Annotated in this window: 16 protein-coding genes; 5 read left to right on the top strand and 11 right to left on the bottom strand. The window is 39.8% G+C overall.

Features of this window, described 5'->3' with window-relative positions:
- Nucleotides 1–138: 138 nt before the first annotated feature.
- The 5 genes from AC04Q1_RS00310 to AC04Q1_RS00290 all read left to right on the top strand — a co-directional run bounded on the left by AC04Q1_RS00310 (nucleotide 139) and on the right by AC04Q1_RS00290 (nucleotide 5,607).
- The gene (locus AC04Q1_RS00310; RefSeq protein WP_478360716.1) at nucleotides 139–1,323 is read left to right on the top strand and encodes a right-handed parallel beta-helix repeat-containing protein; all 1,185 of its coding nucleotides are present in this window, start codon (nucleotides 139–141) and stop codon (nucleotides 1,321–1,323) included.
- Nucleotides 1,324–1,667: 344 nt separating this feature from the next.
- A complete protein-coding gene (locus AC04Q1_RS00305) occupies nucleotides 1,668–2,816 on the top strand; it encodes an acyltransferase family protein (RefSeq protein WP_478360714.1) in 1,149 nt (382 codons plus the stop codon).
- 297 nt (nucleotides 2,817–3,113) lie between these two features.
- On the top strand, nucleotides 3,114–3,542 hold the full coding sequence (locus AC04Q1_RS00300) for a hypothetical protein (protein ID WP_478360712.1): 429 nt from the start codon (nucleotides 3,114–3,116) through the stop codon (nucleotides 3,540–3,542).
- 303 nt (nucleotides 3,543–3,845) lie between these two features.
- Complete coding sequence (locus AC04Q1_RS00295; RefSeq protein ID WP_478360711.1) at nucleotides 3,846–4,979, top strand: PAS domain-containing protein; 1,134 nt, start codon at nucleotides 3,846–3,848, stop codon at nucleotides 4,977–4,979.
- A 178-nt stretch (nucleotides 4,980–5,157) separates the two neighbouring features.
- Entirely contained in the window at nucleotides 5,158–5,607 is a 450-nt protein-coding gene (locus AC04Q1_RS00290; RefSeq protein ID WP_478360709.1) for a hypothetical protein, read from the top strand.
- Nucleotides 5,608–6,358: 751 nt separating this feature from the next.
- Here AC04Q1_RS00290 and AC04Q1_RS00285 read toward each other — a convergent pair.
- From AC04Q1_RS00285 to AC04Q1_RS00235, 11 genes are all read right to left on the bottom strand, one after another.
- On the bottom strand, nucleotides 6,359–6,766 hold the full coding sequence (locus tag AC04Q1_RS00285) for an Hsp20/alpha crystallin family protein (protein ID WP_478360707.1): 408 nt from the start codon (nucleotides 6,764–6,766) through the stop codon (nucleotides 6,359–6,361).
- Nucleotides 6,767–7,065: 299 nt separating this feature from the next.
- Entirely contained in the window at nucleotides 7,066–7,764 is a 699-nt protein-coding gene (locus tag AC04Q1_RS00280; RefSeq protein WP_478360705.1) for a sulfite exporter TauE/SafE family protein, read from the bottom strand.
- Nucleotides 7,764–8,192 (bottom strand): FixH family protein, encoded by a 429-nt coding sequence (locus AC04Q1_RS00275; protein WP_478360703.1) that lies wholly within the window; start codon nucleotides 8,190–8,192, stop codon nucleotides 7,764–7,766. The genes AC04Q1_RS00280 and AC04Q1_RS00275 overlap by 1 nt, the downstream gene beginning before the upstream one ends.
- Nucleotides 8,193–8,263: 71 nt before the next feature.
- The gene (gene ccoG, locus AC04Q1_RS00270; RefSeq protein WP_478360701.1) at nucleotides 8,264–9,637 is read right to left on the bottom strand and encodes a cytochrome c oxidase accessory protein CcoG; all 1,374 of its coding nucleotides are present in this window, start codon (nucleotides 9,635–9,637) and stop codon (nucleotides 8,264–8,266) included.
- The gene (locus AC04Q1_RS00265; RefSeq protein WP_478360699.1) at nucleotides 9,621–10,589 is read right to left on the bottom strand and encodes a cbb3-type cytochrome c oxidase N-terminal domain-containing protein; all 969 of its coding nucleotides are present in this window, start codon (nucleotides 10,587–10,589) and stop codon (nucleotides 9,621–9,623) included. Before AC04Q1_RS00265 ends, ccoG begins: the two co-directional genes overlap by 17 nt.
- Complete coding sequence (locus AC04Q1_RS00260) at nucleotides 10,576–10,758, bottom strand: hypothetical protein (RefSeq protein WP_478360697.1); 183 nt, start codon at nucleotides 10,756–10,758, stop codon at nucleotides 10,576–10,578. Before AC04Q1_RS00260 ends, AC04Q1_RS00265 begins: the two co-directional genes overlap by 14 nt.
- A gap of 3 nt (nucleotides 10,759–10,761) precedes the next feature.
- Nucleotides 10,762–12,903 carry a cytochrome-c oxidase, cbb3-type subunit I gene (gene ccoN / locus AC04Q1_RS00255; RefSeq protein ID WP_478360695.1) on the bottom strand — a complete coding sequence of 714 codons (2,142 nt, stop codon included), beginning with the start codon at nucleotides 12,901–12,903 and terminating at the stop codon, nucleotides 10,762–10,764.
- A 72-nt stretch (nucleotides 12,904–12,975) separates the two neighbouring features.
- Nucleotides 12,976–13,155 carry a cbb3-type cytochrome oxidase assembly protein CcoS gene (gene ccoS / locus AC04Q1_RS00250; RefSeq protein WP_478360693.1) on the bottom strand — a complete coding sequence of 60 codons (180 nt, stop codon included), beginning with the start codon at nucleotides 13,153–13,155 and terminating at the stop codon, nucleotides 12,976–12,978.
- Nucleotides 13,152–15,536, bottom strand: a complete 2,385-nt coding sequence (locus AC04Q1_RS00245; RefSeq protein ID WP_478360691.1) for a heavy metal translocating P-type ATPase — start codon at nucleotides 15,534–15,536, stop codon at nucleotides 13,152–13,154. Before AC04Q1_RS00245 ends, ccoS begins: the two co-directional genes overlap by 4 nt.
- A 13-nt stretch (nucleotides 15,537–15,549) precedes the next feature.
- A complete protein-coding gene (gene hemN / locus AC04Q1_RS00240; RefSeq protein ID WP_478360689.1) occupies nucleotides 15,550–16,896 on the bottom strand; it encodes an oxygen-independent coproporphyrinogen III oxidase in 1,347 nt (448 codons plus the stop codon).
- Nucleotides 16,896–17,324 (bottom strand): lactate dehydrogenase, encoded by a 429-nt coding sequence (locus AC04Q1_RS00235; protein ID WP_478360687.1) that lies wholly within the window; start codon nucleotides 17,322–17,324, stop codon nucleotides 16,896–16,898. Before AC04Q1_RS00235 ends, hemN begins: the two co-directional genes overlap by 1 nt.
- Nucleotides 17,325–17,634 lie beyond the last annotated feature (310 nt).

The raw sequence follows: 17,634 nt of genomic DNA, 5'->3' as shown, positions 1-17,634 counted from the left end.
ATCTATTCAACACGGTTAAAAATCTTCGTAATTTTACTAAAAAGACATGTGTTTCTACCATAAACCGGTTAATGGGAATAGGTTAAGATAAGAATGCAAAGCGAAGCCCGTTACCTTTGAAAACAATAATTTATAAATATGAAAAAAACTGAAAAAACTACTTTAGCATTCAAAAGTCTTTTAATGGGACTAGTAATTAGTGTAACCATAACAGGCTGCGATAAGGCTGAGGATGCAACAAGCAATGAAAGTGCTCTTTTTCAAAACACCTCAAATCTGGAAGTCGCGGGGTTGCCGCTGACTTCAATTCCAAACGGTAGCTATGATCTGACCAAAAGCCTTCCATCAGGATATGTAAAAGATGGATCAGTTGATTATACCAGCTACGTACAGGCGGCCATTAATGCAAATTCAAATGTTTCTTTTCCGGCTTTCCCTATTTTGGTAAACGAAAAAGGAATTATTGTTCCCTCAAACAGGACGCTAAACTTCCTGTCGGGATCGCAATTATTACTTAAACCAACTTCAAGTGGCAATTACAATCTGATCAGGATTGAAAACGCATCTAACGTGGTGTTAAATAATCCGGTAATTGTTGGTGATGTTGGCAATCACCTTGGCAGCAGTGGAGAATGGGGAAATGGCATCGTCATCCTCTCTTCAAGCAACATCACCATTAACGATGGTAGCGTTACTAAATGTTGGGGCGATGGAATTTATCTTTCAGCTTCGGGCAGCAAAATCACCAATACCAAAATTGCCATTACCAATACTGTACTGCAATACAATAGAAGGGCCGGAATTTCGATTACCAGTGTAAACGGACTCGTTATGGAATCGGTTGTTGCCGGAAATACCACCGGCACCTCGCCAATGACGGGGATAAACTTCGAACCGGAGGCCGCTACAGATGAATTACAAAACATTAGTCTGCTAAACTGTAAAACAGAATACAATGGAGGCTATGGCATACAAATAGGCTATTCGAACCTGTATGGTGGCAACAATAAATCAACCAGCATTAACATTCAGAACCATTACGATAAAAAATCGGTAACAGCCGTAAAGGTATCAGCAGATATTGCAAAAAGAAGAGGTAGTGAAATAATCAGTGGCATGCTTACATTTTCATCACCATTTTGGAGGCAAAATCCAGGCTCAACAATTACCACTAATCTTTATGAGAACAACCTTAAATTGGTAATTACCAAACCCGTTATTATGGATGTAAATGGCACGCAATTAACCCAGGAGCAAACCATCAGCAACCTCACCTACAAGACACGCATTAACCGCGGGGCAAACTATTCGTTAACTTTTTAATATTAACCCAGATTTTTTTCTGAAAAAAAATCTCAGCATTATTATATAATGTTGCAGGAGATGTTATAATCATTTCAAAATAATTACTGATAGCGGCAATTTTTAATCTAAAATTGCCGCTTCTAACATAAACGATACTCTTTCTGACCAAAAGTTGTATAAATGTGTGCATTTTACACAACTTCATACACATAATTTAAATCAGGTATATTAATCATGCTTTAGTGCTAATTTCGTACACCAACCTCCTGTAAGTAGGCTTGGCATTGCCTGTTTTCTGATTTTTAGAGCCGCTATCCCTTTCTCTATCCATTTACCCGCTTGGGCACTTAGCAATATTTTGTATGATTATATTCAATTCCAAAGCGATCCTGGCCGAACACCGCACCCAATGGATCGACTATGATAAAGGCATCAGTATTATTTTGGTTGGCTATGGACACGCATTTGCCGTATTGCAGGGGCACGGAACAAACTTTGGGAATTACCCTTTCTTAAATTATATAGGCTTTTTTTTATATGGGTTTAGAATGCCACTGTTCTTTATCATTTCCGGAATGCTTCTGGGCAAAAGCCTTCAGCGCAAAGGAGTATGGGGTTACCTTTATAGCAGAGTAAACAATATTCTTCATCCCCTGCTCGTTTGGGGCATTATTGAAATTACGATTAAACTGGTTAGCGCCGGAGAAATCCCTCCCTCAAAAACTTTGTTTGCCGATTACCTTAATTTATTGATCGATCCCAGAAAAACCGGAGTATTCTGGTACCTGAATGCACTTTTTTTTATCGGTATTTTTTATTCAATCGTTAAAACCAAATTTGCACTACGCGCTTCCCATCAGCTAATTATAGGATTGTTGCTTTTCTGCATCTCGGGGTACATCCATATCAATGGCTATTCTGCCGGCTTTCTTACCGACATTTTAGAATACTATCTGTTTTTTGCCATTGGAGATTATATATCAAAACTGATGCTTTCTGAAAAAGGAAAAGCATATTTTACTTCTCCAAAGCTTTATATCCCCCTTTTTCTCGGGTTTGTTATCCTACAATATTATGCTACACAGATCAACCTTGGCTCACATTCATCGGGTATGTTATACGTAGAAAGAAAACTTCCCTTTTTATTTCTCGCACAGGCATTGTTAGGATGCGCAATATCGATATGTTTTTCATTTATGTTGGAGAAACAAAAAAAGCTCGTTTTTTTAAGGGTTGTCGGCTTCCATTCTTTATTTATTTACTGTATGCAGATTATAGTAATGAATTTTAGCAGGATAGCGTTGGTTAACATATTGGGGATCAAAGAAGCGCTAATTCTTTTTCCCATTATCTGGATTTTGGGAATAGCCATTCCTATTATTATTTACAACAATTGTATACGCTTGCAACTATGGTGGCTGTTTACTTTTCGAAAGCCTAAGACCTCAAAAAGAACGAAATCAGATGAATTAAACAAAAAAAACCTCATTATTAGTGACTTTTATCAATAAAATAAACAAAAAACATAAACAAATAGTATTAGTAGTAATACAAAAATTAATATATTTGACATTAGTCGATTCCAGTTTATAAATGAATATGCCTTCACTTTAAGTATTAAGCAGTACAACCGAAAGACTCAGCTCACTCCCCAATACAAATTTCACTGATCGGTAAAATACAATAACAATATTTGGCTGCTTGAATAGCATCCAATATTTGATTAATCTTAATATATCGAAATCCCCAAAATCAAGTAAGATAACCAAACAGATAAAATGTTATAATCATTCACTAACTAAATTAACATGCAAACTAAAATTGATTGTACTCAAGATGACCCCATCAATGATACTGCAAAAAAAACAAGCTCGCCAACAACTCCGCACAACTTTCACTACGGTCATGTTGTTGAAAAAGTGATCAGAAGAAATAGCATTGGAATTAGTGAGATTGCACGCAGAATGGGTGTAAGTAGAAAATCTATGTATAATTGGTTCGAATCCGAAAAAATTACAGTCGAAATTATTAAACGAATAGGTTGCGTAATCGGACACGATTTTTCAAAGGAGTTTCCAGATGATTTGAAATTTTACACAGAATCGAACCAAACCAATATGCAGGATCGCAATAATTTCGGTGACGAAAAAAATATCGATTCGGTTTATTATTGGAAGGATAGATACATTAAGCTGTTAGAAAACTTCAATGCAATTCTAGGCAGAGAAAATAGCTAGACTCATATCCTTCGTCTTCACCTTCCCCGTTTCGCCGATTAATAATAACATAAATTTATCGCGCATGCGAAATGTTATTTATTTTAAGCAATAATGATAGCCGCGTATGCCTGCATTGATAAAATTGCCTCAGCTATACAGCAACCAGTAAAATTTTTTTATATAAAAAACTAACTATCTTAAAATGTGATCAAAATCATTTTTATTGTTTTTTTTGCAGTAATTTTAATAGTAACAGCCAAATATAATTAACCACGCAAATTAATTTTGATTTCTAAAATTAGCGTTCAGTAATGAGTATGTATGCCGCTAAAAATTTATAACCAGCGTTTAAATGATATCGGTCCTAAAGCTTTGCAACATACTTCGGCTATGATTGCATTTTGGGATAAGGACCTAATCTGTCGCTTTGCAAATCTTGCCTACCTGTATTGGTTTGGGGCAAAGCCGGAAGAGATGATCGACAAAATGCATATTCAGGAACTATTGGGTCCGCTATACGAGAAAAACCTGAAATACATTAAGGGGGCGCTATCGGGAAAGGTACAGGTTTTTGAGCGGATGATCCCTACCCCGGACGGATTGCTCAGAAATACACGAGCGATATACACACCCGAGATTAAAGATGGCAACGTACTGGGATTTTATGTTTGTGTAACAGATATCGATCCAATAGGGACTAATAGTGATACCACAATACCTCCTGGGCCGGCAAACACATCCAGCAAAAATGATGAGGTGATGTACGAAGTTGAGCAGGAACTCAAGAAAAACCTTCAGAGCTCTTTTCCCGGCCTTTGTACACTGGCTAAACAGCATAGGGTATCAGAATCGAAACTGAAAAGAGACTTTAAGCAAAAACATGGTTTAAGTGTATTTTCATTCTACCGAAAATTACAAATGGAACTGGCCGAAAAGTACATAAAGGAGAAACTATTTACGAAGTATCAATTGGCGGTAATGTTCAACTTCTCCAATCCGTCAAACTTCTCATCTTGTTACAAACGTTACATTATACGAAAAGAAGATACTTCAACATCCGTTAGGTTTCAAAATACTTCATTAAATGAGGATGTAAAAATACTTTGCAGGGCCAGCGAAATTTCGAAAATAGGAACGTGGACAAGAAACTTCGACAATGGAACGGCAATTTGGAGCAAAATTACGAGGGAGATATTAGAGTTACCCCCAGACTTTGTGCCTGATCTTGAAAGGGTGATGTGCTTGTATAAAAATGGGAAAAGCAGAGCGCATGCTAAAAAAATATTAAAAGCGATGATGGAAACCGGGCAACCATTTGATTATCAAGTGGAAATGATTACAGGAAAGGGTAATATCAAATTAATCAGAGTGATTGGTTTTCCAGAATTTAGAGATGGCCGATGTCAAAGTGTATCAGGAACCTTTCAGGAGATCATATCGATCAAATATTGTTAAAATTGACTTATGCAGGTATAAAATGACCGTTAACAGGTTCCCATTCTATATCAATCTTGGTATCTTAGATGTATAAATGAACAATAGGATATAATAGAATCGCAACGTGATCCGCAGTCAAAATTAACCGTATTGAGCCATTGCGCCGCGATTCATCCAGGAATCAATCAAAATCAGAATGAACAGCGACAAAACCAAAAATCAAGACAGTCGGGCGATGGATCTAGCCATCAATCCCCAAAAGCAAGCTAGTCCTCAAACGCTTCACCATGGACAGTTACTTGAAAGAGTTATCCGGCGGGCCCCCATTGGAATCAGTGAGATCGCCAGAAGGCTCAAGATCAGTAGACGGACAATTTACAACTGGTTTGAATCCGATAAAATCAACTTGGATGTGCTCCGTAAAATAGGTCACATTATCGGCTATAATTTTTCGGTAGACTTACCGGAAGAATTCCTGACAGACAGGACTCATGGAATGGATCAACAATTTAATCAGATGCCCTTTGTCAGCTTAACCCAAAATGATACAGCTTATTACTGGATGGGTAAATATATCCAGTTACTGGAGAATATGAATAAAACCCTGCTCAGCGGTAAAGCAATAAAAGATAAATCAATAAATTGAGCCAGATAACTAGTTAAATTTGATTACGCCCAAGGGAATCCGGACTCTCCTTATCCTGGTCTTGATCCTACCGGTCGATAGCGCCATAGCCTCAGAAATCTCCTGGTATTTAAAACCCGCATTGAACGTCGTTAATGGCTGATGGAAAGGTGGAGCAGACTGACAAATGGCCACGTCAAAATCATCTTTAACTTAAAAAACGCATTTACAGGATATTTGTCTTTCATTGAAATTTGTAAGGCTAGGTCAACTTTCCTTCCCTTAGATTCTCTGATAACAAAATCAACGAATGTATTTCTCATTATGCTAAACAACCATTTACAGATGCGGCTATCCATATTGAATTTTCGTAAAAGCATAGTACCTTGAGCAGGGTATCCTGTAGAAGATCTCCAATCTCCTCTGATCCCATGCAAAATGTTTTGCCATATCTTTAAGTATATCCCCCAAGGATAAGCGCTTCAAAGTCCCGCCGTTGATAGTTACATTCGCTTGGATTTCCATTGTTTATCTAAAAATCAGATATATTTATTTCCATAACAATGACCGGAATCATTCAGCGCACTGATTTGTTCTTAGAGCCAACATGAGGAGGAAAAAACTACACACATATCTTTTACAAATACCGAAATCGAGAACAGAAAAAGGAAGCATGAAAAGTCCATCACAAAATCGCGGCTAACCTTAGTACGTCTTTAAGACCATAATATCTCACCTGTCTGTCACGGCAGAATTTAGATTTAGTACTAGGTTAAGCTACTTTAACTTTCTTTTTAATCGCTCTTGACCTTGCTAACTTCCTTAGGGTAAGTATCAGAACTCCGCCATGATAGTTTGCAGTTATATGATCAGGCGACACATTTTCGGGCAAAGTGAAGGTTCCTGAAAAAGACGACCGGGAAAATTCTTTACGGAGATAGCCTTCATCCACTTCAGATTCATGCTCCGCCAGGATATTAAGTTGGCCGTTTTCGACGCTGATGCTAAAATCCTTTTTTTTAAAACCTGGTGCAGAAACCTCAAGTTTAAACTTATTTTCCTTTTCCCTGATATTCACGGGCATTTTTGGCTGGCCAGGTTGATCAGAGAATTCAGGATCCCAAAAATCTTCGGTCATTTTGCATCCTTTTTCGGTAATTGTGTTTTCTAAAAGTGACATATCGTTTAGTTTAGAATGGTAAAATTAGTTTCTTGAAACGTATCATTACATGATCGGTCTCATTGAATTAAATGATTGCAATCACAATGAATCAACCTATGTATCAACGCTTTCCCGCAATCACATCGCATAGTTTCAATCTTTTGCAAGGAGCGTTTAAGAAATGACCGCAGCATTTTATCGAAGGATCAGCAAACTATATCACAAGCAATTTCTTAGGACGATTGGAAATAAAGTAAGGCAATCGAAAAAAAATAACCTACCACCAGACAATTACTTTACCTGTGTAAGAGATATTTTTATCTGCAGTCTATCACATGACCATAAGCACCAGTATTTCTTGGCGATATAAAAGGAATGTCTAAATCTGCTGATCGCAAAATGAGCAATGCCCCCATAAAAAACATAAACCACGGAATAAGTTTATTGGAATTAAAGCGGATGTATTTTTTCAGGTAGATTCCGCCCAGCGAAACCATGAGCATTAGCGGCGTAGTGCCCAATCCGAAAAGAAACATAAATATTCCGCCAGATTGAACAGTGCCCGTATTTAAAGCCGTAGCCAACGCCAGATAGACCATCCCGCAAGGAATAATACCATTCAGCATCCCCGCAAACAGTCCCCACAAGGGTAAATTGAATGTTTTTCCTATCAAGCTGCTTAAAGGATTCAGTACCCGCGACTGAAACCTGGAGAACCGATATCTATAAGCGGTATTAAACTGTAGCGCCGTAAACAGGACCAATAAAAAACCAATCAACATACTCAGTATTTTCTGATCGCTAAATATGCGGATGCTGCTTCCTAAGGTACCAGCCAATAGCCCTAAAACAGTATATACCGCAATTCGGCCAAACTGGTAAAGCAAGAGCTGAAATCCGCTTTGCCAGAAATCCTGTTTTCTGAATGGCATGCCCAGCATGATGGGCCCGCACATTACTGCACAGTGGAGGCTGCCGAATAGCCCCATCAAGAATGCCAGTGGTAAAAAGTCCATCACAGGGTGATATTTTTTTTAAACAGATATTCCTTGCCTGAGGAATGCCATCCAAGATTTAAAAACCACATTCCCCTTTGCATTTTTGTTTTATCAACTAAAATAAGATTAGAAGTGCCTGAAGTATTTCCTTTTAGTTTAACATCATCGTCGCTATTTGCAGGACGCATTAAAATAAGATTGTATTGCGCAGCGTCTTTAAGCTGTACGATAATCTGGGTTTTGGTCACCGTAATTTTGGGTTGAGCATGATCATTGATTACGTTTTGCCTGGCATTATATTCTTCATTGTAATTAATACCTTTTTCGTAATAATTCTCTTCGATCAGGGCGTCCCGTCCGTGTACATGAAACATATAAATGACCATACACACGATAAACATCATGAATGTTAGCATCCCCAGCACTATTTTTGTTCCCCAGTTCATATTTCTCTTTTTTAATTTTGAATGAGTGAATGGTATCAATAATTCCCTCAATCCACCCTTCTCCCATTCAATTATTCTACCCCTTCCGGCTGTGCGAAAAAACTTGTTGTTGCTGTACTTAAAACCCTGCCATCGGCGATAATTTCGAAAACAGCATCTGTTTTATACTTTTTAATGGTATTATTTTTCCTGATCAGAAAGAAAGTAAGGTGTACCGAGCCTTCTTTTGGCAAAACATCTGCTTTTTGGATAAAATCAATCTCATCACCGTCTGTTCGCGACGAGAACTTAAATTTTATGGCTTTATTGGTTTTATTGATCAGTTCTGCATTATAAAGATTGCTTGTTCTGTCGGTTCCCCTGCTCTGGTACAACGTTCCACTAGCCCTTAAAACTGTAGTTTGGATATCTTCCCTTTTATAGATCAGTGAAGAAAAAACCAGCAATACCGCAAACAGCACTGCTGCGTATCCATAAGATTTTAAGGCAATTTTATAGGGCTTGCGTTCATTGATAAAATCCTGATTAAAAAAACCGATCAGATTTTTGGGCTTATTTATTTTAAGCATCACCTCGTTACAAGAGTCGATACAGGCGGTACAGTTTACACATTCGAGCTGTGTGCCTTCACGGATATCGATGCCCGTAGGACAAACCTGTACGCAAAGGCCACAATCGATACAGTCGCCGGTTTTTATTGTCATTGCACTTTTTTGAATGTGGCCACGTGGTTCGCCCCTTGTAAAATCGTAGGCCACAACTAAACTCTGGTTATCTAACAATACACCTTGCAGCCTACCATAAGGGCAGATTACCGTACACACTATTTCGCGGGCATAAGCAAATACCCCATAGAAAATAAATGTAAATAGCCAGATGGATATAAAGCCCGATATATGACCAGCAATGGGTTCGGTGATAATTTTAAAAAGCACATCCGAGCTGATCATGTAAGCCAGAAAGGTATTGGCAATGGCAAAAGAAATGACCAGAAAAATAAAATGTTTACTTGTTTTTTTCAAAATTTTCTCTGCGTTCCAACTGCCCTGATCCAATTTCCTTTGTTTACCGGCATCACCTTCAATCCAGTACTCAATCCTGCGGAAAACCATTTCCATAAAAATCGTCTGCGGACAGGCCCACCCGCACCATAACCTGCCCAGCACCACTGTAAAACATACGATGAACATGATAAAAATGAGCATAGCAAGGGCAAACAGGTAAAAATCCTGTGGGGTAAAAATCAGTCCAAAAAAGACAAATTTTCTTTCTATAAAATTGAGCAACACCAATTGCTCGTCATTAAGTTTTAAAAACGGACAAGAGAATAAAAACAAGAGCAGCATATAGCTTACCCATTTCCGGTAATTGTATAACCTGCCAGATGGCTGTTTAGGATAGATAAAGTTTCTGTCCCTAATTCCTGTTTTATTTTTTGGTAACATCGGCTTTGTTCATACTGTCTTTCGGCGCTTTCATTTCATTGTCTTTTACATCTTTCGCTTCGTATTTTTCACCCTGAGGCGCTTTAGCACCTGTGGGATTTGTTCCTTTTAACGACAGGATAAAATTGGCAACTGCACTGATCTGTTTGGGGTTCAGGTTTTTCTCCCAACTGATCATCCCTTTTTCCGGAACACCATATTTAATGGTTTTGAATACATTGTTGATGCCTCCGCCATGTAACCAGTATTCATCAGTTAAATTTGGCCCGATAATCCCCTGCCCCTTATCACCATGGCATACCACACAGTTGGTCGTAAAAATGGTCCTGCCATCTGCCAGCACAGTGGGAGTATTGTCAAACTTCACCGAGTTTTCATCGATGGTATTGGCCGATTTCTCGAGATAGGCGGCTTTCTCTACCTGAGCTTTAGCCATTTCTTTTTCGTATTCTTTATCCTGCAGATCGCCATAGCCACCGATGTGGTAATAAAAAAGATAAGCTGCCGCGAAAATCATGGTGCCAAAAAAAAGGAAGTTGAACCATGCGGGAACAGGATTATTCAGTTCTTTAATACCATCGTATGCATGATCGATAACAAGATCTTTCTCTTCTTCAATTGGCCTTAAACTTAAAAGTTTAATCCAGATGGATGGTTTAACGGGTTGTTGCTTTAACCAGCTGTCGTAATCTAAAACCGGCTCTTTTACTGGCTTGCTGTAGGGCGTGGGATGTAACTGTTCCTGATACATGACCTTAAACGCTTTTAGCAGCGTTAAAGAAACAACAAGCAGTACGGTTACAAAAAGCAAAAGCAATACGATAAGCAATTCCGACTGGCTAAGCCCCAAGCCGGCCGGGGCAGGCGCTACCTCCGCTACGGTTTTCTCATCCGCAGCAAAAGCTGTAATGGATAAAAGCAGCGACAATAACGATAGGTTAATCTTCTTCATATGCATTGGGTTGGTTTTCTTGTAATGGGATTTCGCTCATCACTTCAATATGTTTCTTGCTTAATTTGAGCAGGTAAATACCCACGATTACAAAAAACACCATAAACATGAGCAGAGAGGTGATGAGGTATATCTCACCACCGGCTAAATCTTTAATCTGGTTAAACATATTTTATTGATTTGAAGGAATGGTTTCTTTATTCGCTTTAATATCGGTACCCAGGCGTTGCAGATAAGCAATAATCGCCACGATCTCCCTGTCGCTTTTAACCTTGATATTATTCTGTTTAAGGTCTGTGGCTATCTTTTCTGCCTGAACTTTCAAATCTTCATTGGCATGCTGATCATAACCTTGGGGATAAGGCACACCAAGGGTCTGCATAGCCCTGATCTTACTCGCGGTAGTGCTTATATCCAGTTTCTGTTCGGTAAGCCAGGCGTACGGGGGCATAATACTTCCCGGCGACATAGAAGTCGGATCCATTAAGTGGTTATAATGCCAGGCATCAGAATACTTTCCGCCTATACGGTGAAGATCAGGTCCGGTACGTTTGCTTCCCCATAAAAAAGGGTGATCGTATACAAATTCTCCGGCTTTACTGTACTCTCCGTAACGTTCCGTTTCTGAACGGAAAGGCCTTACCGTTTGCGAGTGGCAGTTTACACAGCCCTCCCTGATGTACAGGTCTCTTCCCTGGAGCTCGAGCGCCGAGTAAGGTTTTACACTGGCAATGGTTGGCACATTAGATTGGATGGTAAAAGTGGGCATCATTTCTACCATACCGCCAATGAGGATAATGATTAGCGACAGCACCATAAATTTCATTGGTTTGCGCTCTAAAACCCTATGCCAGGCTTTATCCGCAGGAGATGTTTCTATAATAATCTTGGCTAAAGGCATGGCCTCGGCGGGTTCGTTGGCAATTAGTTTAGCACCCAACATGGTTTTAGCCAGATTATAGGTCATCGCAATTACCCCTATCAAATAAAGTGCGCCCCCGATTGAACGTAAAATGTGCATCGGGATAATCTGTAACGTAGTAGCTAAAAAATTAGGGTATTTCAATAAACCTTCAGGCGTAAATTCTTTCCACATCAAACCTTGGGTGAAACCTGCCCAATACATGGGTACGGCATAAAAAAGTATACCCAAAGTGCCTACCCAAAAGTGAAAACCTGCCAGTTTTTTAGAGTATAATTCCGTTTTGTAAATACGGGGGATTAACCAATACAGTATTCCAAAGGTTAAAAACCCGTTCCAGCCCAAAGCACCAACATGCACGTGTGCCACGATCCAGTCAGTAAAGTGAGCAACACCGTTAATCTGTTTTAAAGACAATAAAGGGCCTTCGAAAGTAGCCATACCATACGCGGTAAGGGCAACCACCATAAATTTCAACGTTACGTCTTCTCTTACCTTGTTCCAGGCGCCACGTAGGGTTAATAAACCATTGATCATGCCGCCCCAGCTTGGTGCGATCAGCATAATTGAAAAGGCAACGCCTAATGATTGTGCCCAACCGGGTAATGACGTATATAACAAATGGTGCGGACCTGCCCATATGTAAATAAAAATAAGTGACCAAAAATGCAGGATACTTAATTTATAAGAGTAAACGGGCCTTCCGGCCATCTTTGGCAAGAAATAATACATCATTCCAAGGTAGGGCGTGGTTAGAAAAAATGCCACTGCGTTATGTCCATACCACCATTGCACCAGCGCATCTTGTACGCCTGCATACAAATAATAGCTTTTCATAAAAGAAATAGGCAGTTCAAAAGAGTTTACAATGTGCAATACCGCAATGGTAACGAAAGTGGCAATGTAAAACCAGATGGCCACATATAAATGGCGTTCTCTTCTTTTAAAAATCGTTCCGAACATGTTCATCCCAAAAACTACCCATATGATGGTAATGGCAATATCAATAGGCCATTCTAGTTCAGCGTATTCATGAGAAGTGGTAAATCCAAGCGGAAGCGTGATTACTGCCGACAAAATAATCAGCTGCCAACCCCAAAAGTGGATTTTGCTCAGCACATCGCTAAACATCCTTGCTTTTAACAAGCGTTGAAGGGAATAATAAACGCCCATAAAAATGGCATTGCCTACAAAGGCGAAAATTACGGCATTGGTATGCAACGGCCTGATCCGACCAAATGTGGTATACTGACTACCCATGTTCATTGCGGGCTTGAACAATTGCATGGCTGCAAGCAAGCCAACTGTCATTCCTATAATTCCCCAAACCAGGGTGGCAATCCCAAAGTTCCGGACAATCTTGTTATCGTAAGTAAATTTTTCTAACTGCATAATGGAAGCTGAATGTTGTTTGTTTTGTGCACCAAAGGTATTCTGCCCATGGTTGGTAAAGGATGATGGCCGTTAGGTGGAAAAGTGATCTTCTTCACTTTTTTCAGCAACAACCTCATCATCAAAGAGCATACGGATACCTGGGGTATGTACATCATCGTTCTGACCGGTTTTGTATGCCCAGAAGAATGCAGCCAGAAAAATAAGGGCCATTACAACACTGCAGCCAACCAAGAAGTAAAGGATGTTCATATCAGTTTATTTTTACGGGCAAACCATTTGGTAGCCAGGGTAGTAAAGGAAATAATGGTAATGGTGCTGATTGGCATCAGCACGGCCGCCACCAATGGATAAAGTGTACCCTGCACGGCAAAATAAATACCAATGCAGTTATAGGCAATTGCTATGGCGAAACTTGTTTTAATGATCTTCAGCCCATCCTTACTTAACCTGATAAAATCAGGCAGAAAATTTAGGGCATCACCTTTCAGGATGGCATCGCAGCCAGGCGTAAAATTATTAATGTTATCGGTTATCGCGATTCCAAAATTACTTTGTTTTAATGCACCAGCATCGTTTAAACCATCCCCCAGCATCATTACTTTATTTCCTTGCTGTTGAAGTTGTAGAACAGCATCCAGTTTTTGATGTGGGCTCTGGCGGAACCTGATGCTTGTATTTTTGGCAAAAATGGTGTCCAGCATCCACCGGTCTTTATCGGTATCGCCAGATAAAACCAGCAGCCTGAATTTCGAAATTTTTAAGATCAACTGTGCCAATCCTTTACGCCACTGCTGTTTGATGTCAAAATATCCTTTATAAACATGGTCGATTACAATATGTACACCTGTTTCACCGGCAGCGTTTATGGCAGTTGGTAACATAGATAGATGCCCGGCGTAAATGCTTTTGCTGTTTACTGTAGCCGTTAAACCTTTTCCTACCACCTCTTTATAATCGCAGATTGTATAAAACCGATCAACATTTAAGGCCTTTAAGATATGGCGGCTTAAAGGATGGGTAGAATTTCGCAGCAATGATGCTATGATAACCTTCTCCTCCTCGGTTAGAACTCCGCTAAAGCTAATCGTTGCATTTTCATTACTGGTTAGTGTACCTGTCTTATCGAAAATCAGCGTATCGCATTTGGCAAGCTCTTCAACAGCATCGGTGTTTTTCACATAAAACCCCTTCTTATCAAAAACCGATAAAATTGCAGATAGGGTAAATGGCGTACTTAAAGCCAGTACGCACGGACAGGCCACAATAATTACAGCAGTAAATGCGGACCATGCTTTATGGCTGTCATTTTGGAGCAACCAATATCCGGTAGCAAAAAATGCAATCAGGAAAACACCGAGGCTGAAATATTTGGCTACGGAATCGTTAAAATTCTGTTTTTCGGTATCATTTTTATAATTATCATTGTTCCACAAACCAGTTAGATAACTCTGCGAAACAGGTTTAATTACTTCGAGCTCAATGGCCTCGCTGGTTTGCCTGCCACCTGCATAAATAATTTCGCCCAAAACTTTGTGCACGGGGTCCGATTCGCCGGTAACAAAACTCATGTCCATCCAGGCCTCGCCTTTCATCAGAATGGCATCAGCCGGAACCAGCTCCCCATTCCTGATCCACAACCTGTCGCCAATCTTGATTTCGTTTATCGGTACAGGCTTTTCTTTGCCATTTAACAAGGTAGTTACTGCAATCGGGAAGTAAGAACGGTAATCACGATCGAAAGAAATGTGATGATAAGTACGTTGCTTGAGCCATTTCCCCATCAGGAGTAAAAACACCAATCCGGTTAGGGTATCTGCAAAACCCGGTCCGGAGCTAAAAATGACCTCAAATGCAGTACGTAAAAACAATACCGCAATAATCAATGCCAATGGGGTATCCAGATTAATGTGTTTGTGTTTGATACTTGTGATTGCCGAGATAAAATAATCTCGGCCACAATAAAAAGCGGCAGGAATGGAAAAAGCTAAGTTTAGCCAGCCAAAAAGGGATTGAAACTGTCTCTCAAAGCCTGAGAGACCGAAATACTCAGGAAAACTAAAGAGCATGACATTACCCATCAGAAACCCGGCAACAGCAATTTTCAACACTAAAGCCTTGTCTACCGAACTGCTATGTGCTTTTACTACATCCTGCAAACTGATCAAGGGTTCGTAGCCGATGTGATTTAAAGTTTCTACCAGATACCTCAGAGAAATTTCATCGTGATTGAAACTAATGGTCACCTGTTTTTTAAGGAAATCGATCCTCGAGCTGAATATGGCTGCATTGATTTTGTATAAATGCTCTAACAACCAGATACAGGAACTACAGTGGATAGCGGGAATGTAAAAGGTAATGATGCTCGAATGCTCATCATGGTAATCCAGCAGCTGATCAATAATTTTCGGTTCGTCGAGGTATTCTAAATGATCATCATTTTTAAAACGCTGACCAGGATTATTGTTATACACATAATAATTACAAAGGTTGTTTTCTGATAGGATCTTAAAAACCGCCATACAGCCCAGGCAACAAAAATCTTTATCACCCAGCTGATATTTCACATTTGGCAGATTTTCGCCACAGTGGTAGCATACCGCCTGGGTGACAGTTTTCTTTTGATCTTCCATTGTAATCTTTTTTTTAGATTGATGAACTGAATAATTGAGCTTTGGGCTGTTTAAGCCACAGTTTCTCGTCGAAGGCCATACAGACATTCCGGAGAAAAGATTTCCCTTTAGTGGTGATCCTGATTTCCTTTTCTGTTACCCAGATCAGCTTATCATGTAGTAAGGGTAAGAGTCTGCCATATACCCCTTCTGGAATTCCTTCATTGTAAAAGGTATTTTCCCTGCACATAATGTTGAGGATATGTTTTCTCACTTCAAGATCTTCATCGTTCAGGAAATGTCCTTTTTCGACCGGCAATATTCCCTGTTTTATCTTATCCAGATAAGCCTCCACTGTTTTTGGGTTTTGTGCAAAAGCTGTCCAGCTATCGCTGATGGAAGAAACGCCTAAGCCGATAAGTAAATGGGTATGTTGCTTGGTATAGCCCATAAAATTGCGGTGCAGTTTCTGTTCGGTCATTGCCTTGTACAAAGAATCGCTTTTTAGTGCAAAATGATCCATTCCAACGTCATTATAGCCAGCTCTGTCAAGCAACTGCCTGCCAAGCTCGTACAGAATAAACTTTTCATCTCCTTTGGGTATATCTTTTTCGGAGTAATGCCGCTGTCCAGGCTTTAACCATGGCACATGCGCATAGCTGTAAAAGGCAATGCGGTCTGGCTGCATTGCGATCACTTCATTTATAGTTTCTGTTAGTCCGGCGATAGTTTGCCCCGGCAGGCCATAAATCAGGTCAAAATTAACAGAAGTATAACCGATTTGTCTTGCCTTTGCGGTAACTTCAGCTACTTGCCCGGGCGTTTGATAACGGTTGATCAGGAACTGTACTTTTGGATCAAAATCCTGGATACCTAAACTTAACCTCCTAAAACCAAGATCATATAGTTTAGTTAAGTGTACGCTGGTCGTATTGGCGGGATGTGCTTCAAAAGAAAGATCTGTTCCAGGTGTTATGGTTACATTTTCCATAATGCCATTCAAGAGCAATCCGAGATTTTCTGCACTAAAAAAAGTAGGCGTTCCTCCGCCCAGGTGCAGTTCTTTTAGTTTGGGTTTCTCCCCTAAAACTTCTACATACATTTTCCATTCCGCAAGTACAGCGTTTATATAAGGAAGCTCTACCTTATGGTTTTTGGTAATCCTTGTATTGCAACCACAATAGGTGCACAAGCTTTCGCAAAATGGAAGATGGATATACAAACTAATCCCTTCATCCTTATGGTTTGCATGGGTTTTGGCTACATTGGCTAACCAGCCATTTACATTAAAATTTTCAGTATCCCAATAAGGTACGGTTGGATAACTGGTGTATCTTGGTGTGGCTACATTATATTTTTTTAGGAGTGCCGAAGTTTCCATTATTTAAACGCTTTTATGGTCGAACATTCGTTTTGACAGCAGCATGCAGTACCAACGCATTTACCGGCAGCCCACTGATCGAGGTTTTTGATCACCTGCTCCATCCGTTCTCTGGCACCTGCATCGCCAGATGCCAAAGGAACATTAGCTACTTTAATTCCGGCAGAACCGGCAGCTTTTAAATCAAGATGGTCTGTTTGGAATGATGCAGTAGCGATATACTTTATACCGAGGGCTTTCAGGCCCGAGATCATTATTTCACTAAGCTCATCATTATTAAAAACCAATAGTGCTTCCTTTCCTGTTGCAAATGAAAGTGTATCGGCTGTTAAACTGTTTGCAATTATGGTAATGTCATGTTTTTTATAATTGGCCAGTACCAACCATTCCTTTTCATCGGGCTTGATGTTATAAGCTATAGCTTTCATATATAGAGTTTATATATGCAAAACTATGGTCCATGGCAGATACAAGAGGTGAGAATGCTTAGGGAAAAAAGTGATTTTTGTTACTTTTCAGTGTGAGCGATTGGCGTCGCGCGTTTGGCGATGCGAATTTCGAGCCGGTTAACCGATTGATCTGTCCGGAGTCTTAGACGGATACATTCCCTAATAATTGCGAAAAATAATTATTAGTATTAAGATCCCGCATGCGCGAGGGTGACGATGCGAAAGGAGAGCCTATCAATCATGAACAGTTAATAGTTAACAGTTCTCAGTTTGCAATTTACAGTTAACT

The organism is Pedobacter humicola (assembly GCF_056490705.1).
This window is presented reverse-complemented; position numbering and strand designations above follow the sequence as displayed.